Genomic DNA, 13,288 nt, shown 5'->3' with positions numbered 1-13,288 from the left:
GTCGTCCCACCCCGCATGCGCGTGCCGCTCCTCGCCCCTGGTGTCCGGATCCGCGTGCCGGGCGCGGCGCACGGCGTGTGCGCCGGCTGCGTGCGGGCGCACGGCGTGCGCCCCGCTTGTGCGTGTGCACTGGTTCCGGGTCTGTTCGTGTGTGTCCACCACGCTAACCCGGCGGGGGTGGTGGGCGGGGCCACACCGGGGAGATGCGGGGGGGGCGGGGGCAGCCGGAATGTGGCGGGGGGGCGGGGGCAGCCGGAATGTGGCGGGGGGGGCGGGGGCAGCCGGAATGTGGCGGGCGGCGCCGGTTGGCTACGGGCAGGAGGTGGCGCCGGCCGGGTGGGAGGTGGCGGGCGGCCTCGGGCGGGCTGGAGGTGGCGGACGGCTCGGGCGGCCGAGCGGTGGCGGGCGGCCTTCGGTGAGGGTGAGGGTGAGGGTCAGGCGTCGCCGTACGCCTCGCCGCCGAGCTCCATGGTGGCGGTGCCGGCGGTCACGTCGGCGAGCCATGCCTGGAAGGCGGGCACGTCGGCGTCGGGGAGACCGATCTCGATGGTGACGGCGTCGGCGTAGCGGACGTCCCGCACGGCGCTGCCGGTGGAGCGGAGGTCGTTCTCCAGTTTGCCGGCGCGCTGGTGATCGACGGTGACGGTGGCGAGCCGGTAGCGCTGCCGGGTGATGGTGCCGAGCTCGTCGAGCGCTTCGCCGACGACGCCGCCGTACGCGCGGATGAGGCCGCCTGCGCCGAGCTTCACACCGCCGTAGTAGCGGGTGACGACGGCGGCGACGTACCTGATCTCGCGGCGCAGCAGCATCTGGAGCATGGGGACGCCCGCGGTGCCGCCGGGCTCGCCGTCGTCGCTCGCCTTCTGGACGGAAGCGTCGGCGCCGAGGACGTACGCGAAACAGTTGTGGCTGGCCGTGGGGTGCTCACGACGGATCCGCGCCACGAACTCCTGGGCCTCGCGCTCATCGGCGACCGGTGCGAGTGCACAGAGGAAGCGCGAACGGTTGATCTCGGTCTCGTGTACGCCCTCGCGGGCCGGCGTGCGGTACTGCTCCTGCATTCCGCCAGCCTACGTGCCGTACGCGTCCCGCTCCGCCCCGCCCGGACCGGACGGCTCCACCACGGTGGAGGTGGCCCCCGGTGCGTCGGGGAGGCCCACGTAGGCAAGCGCGCGCAGGGCAAGTGCCCAACCGAGGCGCGCCTCGCCGGATTCGCTGGAGCGGCCTGTGAGCTCGGCGACGCGTCCGATCCGGTTGAGCACGGTGTTGCGGTGGCAGTAGAGGAGCTCCGCTGCCCGGGAGGCGGAACAGCCGTGGTCGAGCCAGACACGGAGGGTGGTGAGGAGCGCGGTGCGTTCGCCGCCGGTGACGAGGACGGGCCCGAGGTTGACGGTGACGATCCGCTCCGCGATGTCGGGGCGTCCGCTGAGCAGGACCTCGACGAGCCGCACGTCGAAGACGGCGGCCTCGCCGCTTCCGGCGGGGAGGGTACGGAGGGTCTGCTCGGCGAGACGGAGGGCGCGGCCCGCCTGGTCGAGGCGTTCGAACTCGGGCGAGACACCGGCGGTGGCGCCGGTTCGTTCGCGGAGCACGTCGAGGAGGCGGAGCAGTGGCGAGTCGAGGAGGGCGCCGGGCGGGGGCGGTGTCCGGCCGGCGGGCGTGTCGCGGCGCGGAAGGCGGACGAGGCCGGCGTACCGCCCGGAGCGCGGGCGCCAGAACGACCACAGCCCCTGGGCCTCCAGGACGGGCGCCGGGTGCGGCGGCGCGGCCGGGTCCTGGGTGGCGACCACGACGACGTACCGGTCCTGCGCGGGCACGCCCAGTGCGGCGGCCGCGGCGGTCGCGACGGCGGGGTCGTCGGCGCGGCCGTCGAGCAGTGCTTCGAAGAGCGCTGCACGGCGGGTGTCCTGGCGGTTCTGGAGCTCCAGCTGTCCGAGGCGGTACGCGTCGGCCATCGCGACCGAGTAGCGGTCGATGGTCTCCCAGACGGCGCCGGCCATGTCGAGTTCCAGGTCGCGGTGGTCCGCCTCGCGGCCCGCCCGGGAGCGCAGGTGTTCGGCCATGACCTGCCACAGGATCCGCCCGCCGCGCCGGTACGCCTGGAGGACGGTGTCGAGCGGGACGCCCTGTTCGGCGCGGCGGCGGCCGGTCTCGCGGGCCGCGCCCTCGAAGTCGCCGCCGGTGGGGGCGAGCCCGCCGAAGTCCTCCAGGGCCCGCAGCAGGTTGTCGCGGCAGATCGCCCACAGGTCCTCGCGGGTGACGGGGTCGCCCGAGGCGTACGCGCCGGAGTGGGCGCGGATGTCGTCGACAGCCCGGTCGGTGAGCCGGTCGACGTCGGCGAGGAGGGCGGACGCGAGGGCGCGGCGCAGAGCGCCGGAGCCGCCGGCCGAACCGAGGGGGGTGTGCGTACGAGGCGCGTCCGACGCGCCGGAGGAAGGGCGCGACGAGGCGCCGTTCCGACGGGGGGACGAGGGGTCGGGGGCGCCGGGCGGGCGGGGCGTCATGGCTGGCACCGTAGCGCCGCGCTTTGGCGATTGCCACGGCCCGGAAGCGGCGGAGGGGCCGATGCCCAGCTCGAAGACCCACATGATGGGCGTCTGCACATGGCCTCGAGGTGCTTCCACGATCGATTCTGTGCCGTGTCACGGAATGTTGACACCGCCGTCAACACCACGTCTCTGGAGCGTGTCATGTCACTGAGCGTCGCCGGCGTGCTGGGCGAGTCCGCCCGCCACTTCCCCGACCGGATCGCCGTCGTCGAAGGCGCGAGCCGGTTCACCTACCGCGAGCTGTGGGACGCGGCGCTGCGCTGCGCCGCCGGGCTGCGCGAGGCGGGGGTGAAGCCGGGCGATCGGGTGGCGGTGCTGCTGCCGAACACGACGGAGTTCCTGCGCGTCTACTACGGTGCGCTCGCGGTCGGCGCGACCGTCGTGCCGGTGCACGCGCTCCTCGTCGCCGACGAGGTGCGTTTTGTGCTGGAGCACAGTGGCGCGGTCGCGATCGTGAGCGCCGGCCCGCTGTGGGCGGTCGCCGACGAGGCGGCGAGGGCGGCCGGTGTGCGCGCCTTCCAGGGTGCGCCGTCGGCCCCGGAGCCGCTGGCCGCCGTGGAGCCGGCGGAGCCCTCCGACACGGCGGTGATCCTCTACACGAGCGGCACCACCGGGCGCCCCAAGGGCGCACGGCTGACGCATCTCAACATCGTGATGAACGCCGCCGTGACCTCGCAGGATCTGCTCGGCCTCGGCGCGGACGACGTCGTCCTCGGATGTCTGCCGCTCTTCCACAGCTACGGCCAGACGTGCGCGATGAACGGGACGCTGCGCCAGGGAGCCACGCTTGTGCTGATGCCCAGGTTCAGCGGGCCGGCGGCGCTGGAGGTGCTGGCCGACGAGGGCGTGACCGTGTTCATGGGCGTGCCGACGATGTACCACGCGCTGGTGGAGGCGGCGGCGGTGTCGGAGCGGCGTCCGGCGGGGCTGCGTGCGGCGGTCTCCGGTGGCGCGGCGCTGCCGGTCGCGGTGCTGGAGCGCTTCGAGGAGACGTTCCGGACGCAGATCCTGGAGGGGTACGGCCTGACGGAGACCTCGCCGGTGGCGACGTTCAACCAGCCGCACCTCGGGCGTCGCCCCGGCACCGTGGGCCATCCCGTGTGGGGTGTCGAGATCGGGGTGGCGGACGCTGCGCTCGACGGCGCGATCCGGCTGCTGCCGGACGGCGAGGTCGGGGAGGTGGTGGTGCGGGGGCACAACGTCTTCGCCGGCTACCTCGACGATCCGGAGGCGACGGCGGCGGCCGTCGTGGACGGCTGGTTCCGCACGGGCGATCTGGGCGCGCGCGACGAGGACGGGTTCCTGCGGATCGTGGACCGGAAGAAGGACCTGGTGATCCGCGGCGGCTTCAACATCTATCCGCGCGAGGTCGAGGAGGTCCTGGTCCGGCACCCGTCGATCTCCGAGGTCGCCGTGATCGGCGTGCCCGACGACGCGAAGGGCGAGGAGGTGTGCGCGGTGGTGGTCCGCCGCGAGGGCGTCTCCCCCGTGACGGAGGTCGAGCTCGTCGACTGGGCGCGCGAGCGCCTCGGCCGCCACAAGTACCCGCGGATCGTCCGCTTCGTCGACGCGCTGCCGCTGGGCCCGACCGGAAAGGTGCTCAAGCGCGCCCTGCTGGCCCCGGCCCCCTGACCGCCGGCCGGCCGCGCCTGCGCGCGCGGGGGCCGGTGTCATTCGACGCACTCGACCCGCTCCACCCTCTCGACGCGGAAGGACGCAGCCATGACGACGCAGGACCAGGAGCGGGCGGGGGGCGCCGTGCGCGGAGCGGGGGCGGCGCCCGAGGCGGTGCTCGTCGCGGGGCGGGTGAGCGGTGCGTACGTGGGCGAAGGTGTGGCCGGCTTCCTCGGCGTGCCGTACGCGCGGGCGCCGTTCGGGCCGCTCCGTTTCCGGGCGCCCGAGCCGGTGGAGCCGTGGGAGGGCGTGCGGAAGGCGACGGAGTTCGGGGCGACCGCGCCGAAGCGGCCGTACGCTCCGCCGCTGGACAGACTGCTCCCGGACCCGACCGTGGAGGGGGACGACTGCCTCAACGTCAACGTCTGGGCGCCGTGGGGCCCCCAAGGTTCTGCGGCCGGCGCCGACGGAGGAAGGAAGGGGGGCGGTGGCAGGCCGGTCATGGTGTGGATCCACGGCGGGTCCCTGATCCATGGTTCGAACGCCGTGTCCCTCTACGACGGTTCCGCGTTCGCACGCGACGGCGTGGTTCTCGTCTCCGTCAACTACCGGCTCGGCGTCGAAGGGTTCGGCGTCTTCCCCGACGCGCCCGCCAACCTCGGGCTGCGCGACCAGATCGCCGCGCTCGTGTGGGTGCGGGAGAACATCGCGGCCTTCGGGGGCGATCCCGGACGGGTGACGGTCTTCGGCGAGTCGGCGGGCGCGATCTCGATCGCCGCGCTGCTCGCGTCGCCACTCGCGCGCGGCCTGTTCCGGCGAGCGGTCGTGCAGAGCGGGGCGCCGATGGCGCTGCCTCTGGAGCGGGCGCGCCGGACGACGGAGGCGATGGCGAAGCGGCTGGGGATACCCGCGACGGCGGAGGCGTTCGCGGCGGTGGACCGGGAGCGGTTGCTCGCCGCGCAGAACGAAGTGACGTCGAAGGGCTCGCCGTTGACGGGCGGCGGGCAGTCGTTCCAGATAGCCGTGGACGGGGATGTCGTACCGCGCGATCCGGCGGAGGCGCTGACGGCCGCGGGTGCGGATTCGGGTGCGGGTACGGGTCCGGGTGCGCGCCTTGGGCGACGGGTTGCTGGGCAGCTGCCCAAGGGAGCTTTCGGCGAGGCGTTCGCCGGCGCGGGCGTGGAGCCGGGTGACGCCGGACCAAGTGGCGTCGAGTCGGGTGGCGTGGAGCCGGATGGTGCGGAGCCAGGTGGCGTGGAGTCTCATGGCGTGGACCTGTTGATGGGGACGACCTCGGAGGAGTACCGGCTCTGGTTCGTACCGAGCGGGCTCGTCGAGCGGTTGTCGCCGTTGATGCTGCGGCTGGCCCTGTGGAAGACACGGGTGCCGTCGCGTACGGCGCGCGTCTATCGGGCGAACCGGCCGCAGGCGCGGCCCGGCGAGGTGCTGGGGGCGCTCGCCACCGACAAGTTGCTGCGGGTGCCGTTGAACCGCGTCGCCGACGCGCGGCTTCGGTCGGGGGCCGCGGGGCGGACGTATCTGTACGAGTTCGGGTGGCCGTCGCCCGTGCTCGGATTGGGCGCCTGCCACGCGCTGGAGCTCGGGTTCGTCTTCGACACCCTGGATACGCCCGAGGCCGAGGCGATGACGGGCCCGGACGCGCCGCGCGATCTGGCGGCGGCGATGCACGCGGCCTGGGTGGCCTTCGCGGCGGACGGCGATCCAGGGTGGCGGTCCTGGGACGCCGAACGGCCTGTGATGACCTTCGGCCCGGGCCGGCCGGCCCTCGTCCTGGCCCCGCGGGAGGACGAACGGCACGCCTGGGACGCCTGATGCCGCCGCCGTGCGCGACCCGCGCCCCGGGAACGGGAAGGATCCGGGGCCGCGGCGGGTTCGTACCGGTGAAGACACCGGACGGACCGAAGGAAGGCACCAGGGATGAGCGTCGACACCACGACCACGGAGGCGGCGGAGCGTTCCGAGGAGGAGACCGTGCGCCGGATCCTGACGGGCACGGGTGACACCTGGGCGATCGTGGGTCTCTCCTCGAACCGGGAGCGTGCCGCGTACGGGGTCGCGGCCGTCCTCCAGCGCTTCGGCAAGAGGATCGTGCCCGTCCACCCGAAGGCGGAGACGGTCCACGGTGAGCCGGGTTACGCCTCCCTCGCCGACATCCCCTTCCCGGTCGACGTCGTGGACGTCTTCGTCAACAGCGACCTCGCCGGCGCCGTGGCCGACGAGGCGCGGGAGATCGGGGCGAAGGCGGTCTGGTTCCAGCTCGGCGTCGTGGACGAGGCCGCGTACGCGCGCACGACGGACGCGGGACTGGACATGGTGATGGACCGCTGCCCCGCCATCGAGATCCCGCGCCTGGGCTGATGCCCAACATCCCGTCCGTCAGATCGCGGGGCGGCCCAGGTCTTCCAGGACCACGGCGTTCGGGAGTTGGGCGATCGCCTTGCCCGGGACGATGATCTTGCCTCGGCGGCGGCCGCTGCCGATCAGGACCCACGGGGTGTCGACGACGGCGGCGTCGACGAGGAGGGGCCAGTCGGCGGGGAGGCCGATGGGCGTGATGCCGCCGTACTCCATGCCGCTGTCGCCGGTCGCGGTGTCCATCGCGGCGAAGCTCGCCTTGCGCACACCGAGGTGCTTGCGCACGACGCCGTTGACGTCGACGCGGGTCGCCGACTTCACCACGCACGCGGCGAGGGTCGTCGTCTCGCCCCGCTTGCCGGCGACGACCACGCAGTTGGCGGACTGGTCGAGCAGGTCAGGGCCGTAGTGCTCGACGAAGACGGCGGTGTCGGCGATGGCCGGGTCGGTGTCGACGTAGAGGATCTGGTCGGCCGGGACCGGGCCGGTCCAGGCGCGGACGGCAGCGGCGACCGGCGGGGTGAGGAGGCCGAGGCAGTCGGGGGCGGGCAGGGCGTCGTCGAAGTCTCCGATGGGTGCGCGCATGCCGTCACGCTAACCGCTCGCGCCCACCGCGCGGCCGGACGTCTCAGCGTACGGGCGGGATCGAGACGGCCATCGTCATCTCGACCGTCTCGTCCCCGTCGTTGCGGTAGGTGTGCGGGGCCGCGGCCTCGAAGGCGACGGAGGTGCCGGCGGGGACGGTGTGCTCGACGCCGTCGACGACCAGGGTGAGCACGCCGGCGACGACATGGAGCAGCTCGGTGGTGCCCTGCGGGTGCGGGTCGGAGGCGCTGCCCTCGCCCGGGACGAGGGACCAGGACCAGAGTTCGAGGGGGCCTCGGGCCTCGGTGCCGACGAGCAGGGTGGTGTGGCTGCCTGCCGGGGTGGACCACATGCGGACGGCCTGATCCGGCGGGACGAGCCGGACATGAGGGCCCTGCTCGTGGTCGAGGAGGGTGGTGATGGAGACGCCGAGGGCGTCGGCCAGCTTCACGGTGGTGCCGACGCTCGGGTTGGTCCTGGCCTGCTCGATCTGGATGATCATGCCGCGGCTGACCCCGGAGCGGGCGGCGAGCGCGTCCAGGGTGAAGCCCCGTTCCTTGCGCCAGCGCTTCAGGTTACGGGCGAGCGACTGGGTCAGCTGGTCGAGGTCCGACACATTCCGTCCAATACCCTGGATGACATAGTTCAACAGACTGCACTACGGTGGGGTGTACCCGACTGTGCACTGCACTGTACTGCCCCGCTCCGCCCCGTACCTGCCTGCGAGGAACCCCATGACCGCCGTGTTCGCCCTGGCCACCGCCCTCCTCTGGGGCTTCGCCGACTTCGGGGGCGGACTGCTCACGCGCCGCATCCCGGCCCTCACCGTCGTCGTGGTCTCGCAGTGCATCGCGGTCGTCGTCCTCGGCACGGTCGTCGTCGCCACCTCGGCGTGGACCGAGGCCGGACCCGGGCTCTGGTACGCGGTGGCCGCGGGCGTCGTCGGCCCGGCCGCCATGCTCGCCTTCTACAAGGCGCTCGCGCTCGGCCCGATGGGCGTCGTCTCGCCGCTCGGTTCGCTCGGCGTCGTCGTCCCCGTCAGCGTCGGCCTGGTGCTCGGCGACCGGCCCGGCCTGTTCCAGGTCGGCGGCATCCTCGCCGCGGTGGTCGGCATCGTCCTCGCGGGCGGCCCCGAACTGCGCGGTGCACCCGTGCAGCGACAGGCCGTGCTGCTCACCCTCTTCGCCGCGTTCGGGTTCGGTGCCGTCATGGCGCTCATCGCCGAGGCGTCCACCACGGTCACCGGGCTCTTCCTGGCGCTGTTCGTGCAGCGCGTGACCAATGTGGCCGTCGGCGGCGGCGCGCTGTACCTCTCCGTACGGCGCGGCGGCCGCGCGCTGCCGGAGGAGGGCTTCGGAGTGATCCGCGGCGCGCTGCCGGCGCTCGCCTTCGTGGGCCTCGCCGACGTCGCCGCCAACGGTACGTACGCGCTGGCCGCGCAGCGCGGCCCGGTCATCGCCGCCGCCGTGCTCGCCAGTCTCTACCCGGTGGTGACCGCGCTCGCCGCCTTCGGCCTGCTCCGCGAACGCCTGCGCGCGATCCAGGCGGCGGGCGCGGGCCTCGCCCTCGTCGGCACGGTCCTCATCGCGGGCGGCTGACGCGCGCCGCCTCCATCGCTTCCGCCACACCCGCCGCATCCGCCGCATCCGCCGCATCCGGCAGCTCCACAGGCTCCGCCGCGCCGACCGCGTCGACCGCGCCGACCATGCGAGCGGCCTCCGCCGCCTCCGTCTGCTCGGCCTCCCACGCCGCCAGCGCCGCCAGCTGCTCGGGGGTGATGTGCTCGGGGATCGGCTTCGGGGCCGGGGTACGCAGCGGCGGCTGCCAGCCCTGTTCCGGATCCCAGCGTCGTACGACCCTGGCCGGGGCGCCCGCCACCACCGAGTGGTCGGGCACCTCGCCGCGTACGACCGCGCCGGCCGCGACCACGACGTTGCGGCCGATCCGCGCGCCCGGCAGGATCACCGCCCCGGTGCCCAGCCAGCAGCCGGGGCCGATCGAGACCGGTTCGGAGCGGGGCCACTGGCGGCCGATGGGTTCGTGCGGGTCGTCGTAGCTGTGATTGGTCGACGTGATGTAGACGTACGGCCCGCAGTAGGTGTCCGAGCCGATGGTGATCGTCGTGTCGGCGATGACGTGGCTGCCGCGGCCGAGCACGACGCCGTCGCCCAGGGTGAGGACCGTCTCCGTGCCGAGGTCGAGCCCCGGCAGCATCCCGGCGGTGAGGGTGACCTGCTCGGCGATGATGCAGCACTCGCCGATCTCGATCCATCGCTCGCCGAAGACCGTGGCCTGCGGGAAGGCCAGTCGGGTGCCCGCGCCGAGCCGCCGGAACCGGAGGCGCCCGGGGTGCTCCGCCGTGACCGCGCCCGCCTGCTGCGCCCAGCGCCAGCCGCCCTGGAGGGCGTGGGCGACGACCCGGCGCCGCCAGGCGGCGAGCGATGAGAACGTGTTTCCGTTTCTGGGCACCCCGATACCGTAGTCGGCGGCTTCGGGCCTGATCAGGGCGGTCCCCTGTGATGTCCGTCATGGGGTCGGCATAGGGTGCGGGCAGACAACCGGAAGGCGCGACACCATCACGGCCGCGCGGGCCGTGCACCACGACCGTGCGAGCCGTAGAGACCCTCAGGAGTGACCCATGGCAGAGGCGTTGATCCAGGCCGTCGGCGGCAAGGAGCCGGTCGTCGACCCGACCGCCTTCACGGCCCCGACCTCGGTGGTGCTCGGCGACGTCACGCTCGGCGCGCGCGCCGGCATCTGGTACCACGCGGTGCTGCGCGCCGACTGCGGGCCCATCACCGTCGGCGAGGACTCCAACATCCAGGACAACTGCACCGTCCACGTCGACCCCGGCTTCCCCGTCTCCATCGGCGACCGGGTGACGGTCGGGCACAACGCGACCGTGCACGGCTGCGTCATCGAGGACGACGTCCTCGTCGGCATGGGCGCGACGGTGCTCAACGGGGCCCGGATCGGCGCCGGCTCGCTGATCGCGGCGCAGGCGCTGGTGCCGCAGGGCATGGAGGTCCCGCCGGGTTCCCTCGTCGCCGGCGTCCCCGCGAAGGTGCGCCGCGCGCTGACGGAGGAGGAGCAGGCCGGCATCCGGCTGAACGCCGAGATGTACCTCCACCTGGCCAAGAGCCACGCCGAGGCGTACGAGGGCTGACCGCCGCCGGACGGCGGCACCCGGGACGATTCCCGGGCGCCGCCCTCCGCCGCGTACGTACGTGACTCAGTCCGCCGCGTACGGCCGTGGCTCAGTCCGCCGCGACCGGCTCCAGCGGGGCCTCCGCGCGGTGGTGCGCCTCCGCCGCCGCCTTCTTGGCGCGGTTCTTGATGATCAGCATGGAGGCGACGCCGATGAGGACGACGAGCACCAGGCCCAGCCAGGAGAAGCGCTTCAGCCACGCCTCGGCGACGATGCCGACCGAGTAGATGACGGCGGTCGTGCCGCCCGCCCACAGGATGCCGCCGAAGACGTTGGCGACGAGGAACTTCCAGTACGGCATCTGGAGGACGCCCGCGAGCGGCCCGGCGAAGATCCGCAGCAGCGCGATGAAGCGGCCGAAGAAGACCGCCCACATGCCCCACTTCTGGAAGGAGCGCTCGGCGAGCGCGATGTTCGCCTCGCTGAAGTGCCCGGGGAATCTGCCACCGAGCCAGGCGAGCAGCGGACGGCCTCCCCTGCGGCCGATCGCGTACCCGATCGAGTCGCCGATGATCGCGCCGGCGGTGGCGCAGCCGCCGAGCACGTACGGGTTGATGTCGCCGTGCTGCGAGGCGAGCAGCGCCGAGCTGACGAGGACGATCTCGCCGGGGAGCGGGATGCCGAGGCTCTCCAGGCCGATCACCACCCCCACCAGGGCGTAGATGGCGACGGGCGGGATGGTCTCCAGCCACTCCTGGACGTGCAACGCGGGTTCCTCCCGTTGTGCGGGCGCGGCGCCGGTGACGGGCCGCTGCGTCGGCCTGCCCCGCGTCGGGCACGCCGCCGGGCAGCCTACCGGCTCGTTTCGGCCGGACCTCGCCCCAACGGCGAGGGGAGGAAAGGGGGTGACAAAGGGGTGGTAAAGGGGTGGCAAAGTGGGTCCGGCCGCCCCTCATCCGCCGTGCCCCCGAGGGATACGGCTGCCCCTCGTCCGTCACGCCCGCGAGGGGGTGGGCGGCGTGCGTCCGTCGCCTCGCTGTCCGCCGGGCCGGCCGCTCGGGCCGGGGAGGTTGCGGCGCGTGGCGAGCGCCGCCGGAGGTGGTGGACGGGGAAGCGGCATCCACGGCGGGCGGAGAGCGCGTCGAAACGGGCGGCCGGAGAGCGCCGCGAAAAAGGGCGGGCGGAGAGTGCCGCGTACACGGCACTCTCCGCCCTGATCCGTCGATCCGTCCTGGTCCGGTCAGACCGGCGCCAGTCCCTCCCGACCCGCGCCGATCCTTCCCCGGCCGGAGGTCAGGAGTTCGGCCTGAGCGTCCACAGGACGGTCATCTCACCGGTGACGGCGCCGTCCTCGCGGGTGATGTCGATGCGGACCGGGAACTCGGGGCGCTGTCCCGCGTCGAGGTCGGCGACGACGTCGGCGATCGGACGGCCGAGGGTGGCGGTCGCGGTGACGACACCCATGGCCAGCTTCTTGTACGCGATCTCGGCGTTGACGGCGAGCGGTACCGCCCGGCCGAGCTGGTCGCCGAAGGCGGCGAGGACGATGGCGCCGCTGGCGGACTCGGCGAGGGTGAACATGGCGCCGGCGTGCGGGCCGCCCACGTGGTTGTGGTAGGCGGGCTGGTCGGGCAGGCGCACGACGGCGCGCTCGGCGGTGGTCTCCAGGAACTCCAGGTTGAGGGTTCCGGCCATGGGGACCGTGGCGGCGAGCATGTCGCCGATGGACTTCTGGTCTGCGCTCATGCACCGGGATGTTACCCGCGAGTAGATGTCTTGGCCATGCCCCTGCCGGGCGGATCCCTCCCCCCGGGAACGGGGGCCGGGCATGACCGGGCCGCCCGCACCCCTCTATCGTTACGGCCCATGTGGCCAGGACAGCAGCCGCCCGGGGGCGAGCAGAACCCGCAGGACCCGAATCAGAACCCGTACCAGCAGCCGGGTTACCAGCAGCCGAACCCGTACCAGCAGCCGACACAGCCGGGATACCCGCAGCAGGGCGGCTGGCAGCAGCCGCAGCCGGGCTACCCGCCACAGGGACACCCGCAGGGCCCCCCACAGGGACAGCCGCACCACGGATACGCGCAGCCCAACCCGTACCAGCAGCCGACCGTGCCGCAGTACCAGGTGCCCGGCCCCACCCCTCCGCAGGGCTCCGGCGGCGGAGGCGGACGGAAGACGCTGATCGCGATCGCGGCCGCCACCGCCGTCGTCGTCGCCGCGGGCGTGACCACCTTCCTCGTCCTGGGGGACGACGGCGAGAAGGACGTCGCCGACAAGCCGGTCACGACCACCTCGGCCCCGCCCTCCGGCACGGACTCGACGGGATCGACCGCGCCGACGGAGCCGACCGACGGCGCCACGACGGAGCTGGACAACCCGCGTGACGGGAAGACCTTCGAGCCGACGATCCCCGGCTGGAAGGTCGTCCACAACCCGACGTACGGCACCCTCTTCGACGTCCCGCCGGAGTGGGAGGTCCTCAAGCCCACCATGAGCAGGGGCTACAGCGACGCGAAGAAGGGCGACGGCTCCCCGCTCGTCGTGATGTCGGGCTCCACCGACTTCAAGAGCGAGTGGTGTTCCTTCGACAAGGACAAGAGCGGCTCCCCGGACACCTGGGGCCTCGCCTCCGCCGGCTCCAAGGGGCTCCAGGGCGCGAAGGACACCGCCACCGCCGCGCGCAACCAGGCCGGCGTGTGGGTGTGGGCGGCGTTCGCCCAGCACATGCCCGAGAAGAGCATCCAGATCACCAAGGCCGTCCCGTACACCACGGCCTCCGGACTCCAGGGCAGCCTGGCCACGGCCACGGCCCCGAAGGTGAAGAAGCGGAACAAGTGCGAGACCGACGGCAAGTCGGTCGCCTTCGCCTTCAAGAACGCCGCGAACGACTACGCGGCATTCGTGCTCTACGGCGTCGACGGGGTGAAGGACGAGCTTCCGGACGCGACGATCAAGAAGATCCTCTCCACGGTCCGGCTCACCGAGGATCCCGCGTCCTGATCTGACGCACCGA

General features: G+C 73.3%; 13 protein-coding genes. 6 read left to right on the top strand and 7 right to left on the bottom strand.

All coding sequences use genetic code 11. The features are described 5' to 3' along the window. Positions 1 to 434 precede the first annotated feature (434 nt). Together ACFYT9_RS19725 and ACFYT9_RS19720 are read right to left on the bottom strand one after the other, a co-directional pair. Positions 435 to 1,061 carry a YigZ family protein gene (locus ACFYT9_RS19725; protein WP_389165493.1) on the bottom strand — a complete coding sequence of 209 codons (627 nt, stop codon included), beginning with the start codon at positions 1,059 to 1,061 and terminating at the stop codon, positions 435 to 437. Positions 1,062 to 1,070: 9 nt separating this feature from the next. Beyond that, positions 1,071 to 2,504 (bottom strand): PucR family transcriptional regulator, encoded by a 1,434-nt coding sequence (locus ACFYT9_RS19720; RefSeq protein WP_389165490.1) that lies wholly within the window; start codon positions 2,502 to 2,504, stop codon positions 1,071 to 1,073. A gap of 186 nt (positions 2,505 to 2,690) precedes the next feature. Between ACFYT9_RS19720 and ACFYT9_RS19715 the strand changes: the two genes are divergently transcribed. From ACFYT9_RS19715 to ACFYT9_RS19705, 3 genes are all read left to right on the top strand, one after another. Beyond that, entirely contained in the window at positions 2,691 to 4,181 is a 1,491-nt protein-coding gene (locus tag ACFYT9_RS19715; RefSeq protein WP_389165487.1) for a long-chain fatty acid--CoA ligase, read from the top strand. Between the two features lie 90 nt (positions 4,182 to 4,271). After that, on the top strand, positions 4,272 to 5,996 hold the full coding sequence (locus ACFYT9_RS19710; RefSeq protein ID WP_389165484.1) for a carboxylesterase/lipase family protein: 1,725 nt from the start codon (positions 4,272 to 4,274) through the stop codon (positions 5,994 to 5,996). Between the two features lie 105 nt (positions 5,997 to 6,101). Next, the gene (locus ACFYT9_RS19705) at positions 6,102 to 6,542 is read left to right on the top strand and encodes a CoA-binding protein (RefSeq protein WP_387270174.1); all 441 of its coding nucleotides are present in this window, start codon (positions 6,102 to 6,104) and stop codon (positions 6,540 to 6,542) included. An 18-nt stretch (positions 6,543 to 6,560) separates the two neighbouring features. On the opposite strand, the gene ACFYT9_RS19700 is transcribed toward ACFYT9_RS19705, so the two are convergent. Continuing rightward, complete coding sequence (locus ACFYT9_RS19700; RefSeq protein ID WP_389165481.1) at positions 6,561 to 7,124, bottom strand: YbaK/EbsC family protein; 564 nt, start codon at positions 7,122 to 7,124, stop codon at positions 6,561 to 6,563. Between the two features lie 43 nt (positions 7,125 to 7,167). Further along, positions 7,168 to 7,740, bottom strand: a complete 573-nt coding sequence (locus ACFYT9_RS19695; protein ID WP_376603718.1) for a helix-turn-helix domain-containing protein — start codon at positions 7,738 to 7,740, stop codon at positions 7,168 to 7,170. A gap of 118 nt (positions 7,741 to 7,858) precedes the next feature. On the opposite strand from ACFYT9_RS19695, the gene ACFYT9_RS19690 reads away from it, so the two are divergent. Next, the gene (locus tag ACFYT9_RS19690; RefSeq protein ID WP_389165478.1) at positions 7,859 to 8,722 is read left to right on the top strand and encodes an EamA family transporter; all 864 of its coding nucleotides are present in this window, start codon (positions 7,859 to 7,861) and stop codon (positions 8,720 to 8,722) included. Here the strand turns inward: ACFYT9_RS19690 and ACFYT9_RS19685 are convergent. Next, entirely contained in the window at positions 8,706 to 9,593 is an 888-nt protein-coding gene (locus ACFYT9_RS19685; protein ID WP_389165476.1) for an acyltransferase, read from the bottom strand. The two genes, ACFYT9_RS19690 and ACFYT9_RS19685, sit on opposite strands and share 17 nt — an antisense overlap. A 169-nt stretch (positions 9,594 to 9,762) precedes the next feature. On the opposite strand from ACFYT9_RS19685, the gene ACFYT9_RS19680 reads away from it, so the two are divergent. Next, entirely contained in the window at positions 9,763 to 10,290 is a 528-nt protein-coding gene (locus tag ACFYT9_RS19680; RefSeq protein WP_387270170.1) for a gamma carbonic anhydrase family protein, read from the top strand. Between the two features lie 91 nt (positions 10,291 to 10,381). Here the strand turns inward: ACFYT9_RS19680 and ACFYT9_RS19675 are convergent, their stop codons facing one another. Beyond that, positions 10,382 to 11,038 (bottom strand): DedA family protein, encoded by a 657-nt coding sequence (locus tag ACFYT9_RS19675; RefSeq protein WP_389165473.1) that lies wholly within the window; start codon positions 11,036 to 11,038, stop codon positions 10,382 to 10,384. A gap of 527 nt (positions 11,039 to 11,565) precedes the next feature. Then, positions 11,566 to 12,018, bottom strand: coding sequence for a DUF4442 domain-containing protein (locus ACFYT9_RS19670; RefSeq protein WP_376597367.1), 453 nt, complete (start codon positions 12,016 to 12,018; stop codon positions 11,566 to 11,568). Positions 12,019 to 12,138: 120 nt separating this feature from the next. Here ACFYT9_RS19670 and ACFYT9_RS19665 point away from each other — a divergent pair, with 120 nt between their 5' ends. Further along, complete coding sequence (locus tag ACFYT9_RS19665) at positions 12,139 to 13,275, top strand: hypothetical protein (RefSeq protein ID WP_389165470.1); 1,137 nt, start codon at positions 12,139 to 12,141, stop codon at positions 13,273 to 13,275. Positions 13,276 to 13,288 lie beyond the last annotated feature (13 nt).

The organism is Streptomyces sp. NPDC004435 (genome assembly GCF_042873895.1).
Classification (GTDB): domain Bacteria; phylum Actinomycetota; class Actinomycetes; order Streptomycetales; family Streptomycetaceae; genus Streptomyces.
This window is presented reverse-complemented; position numbering and strand designations above follow the sequence as displayed.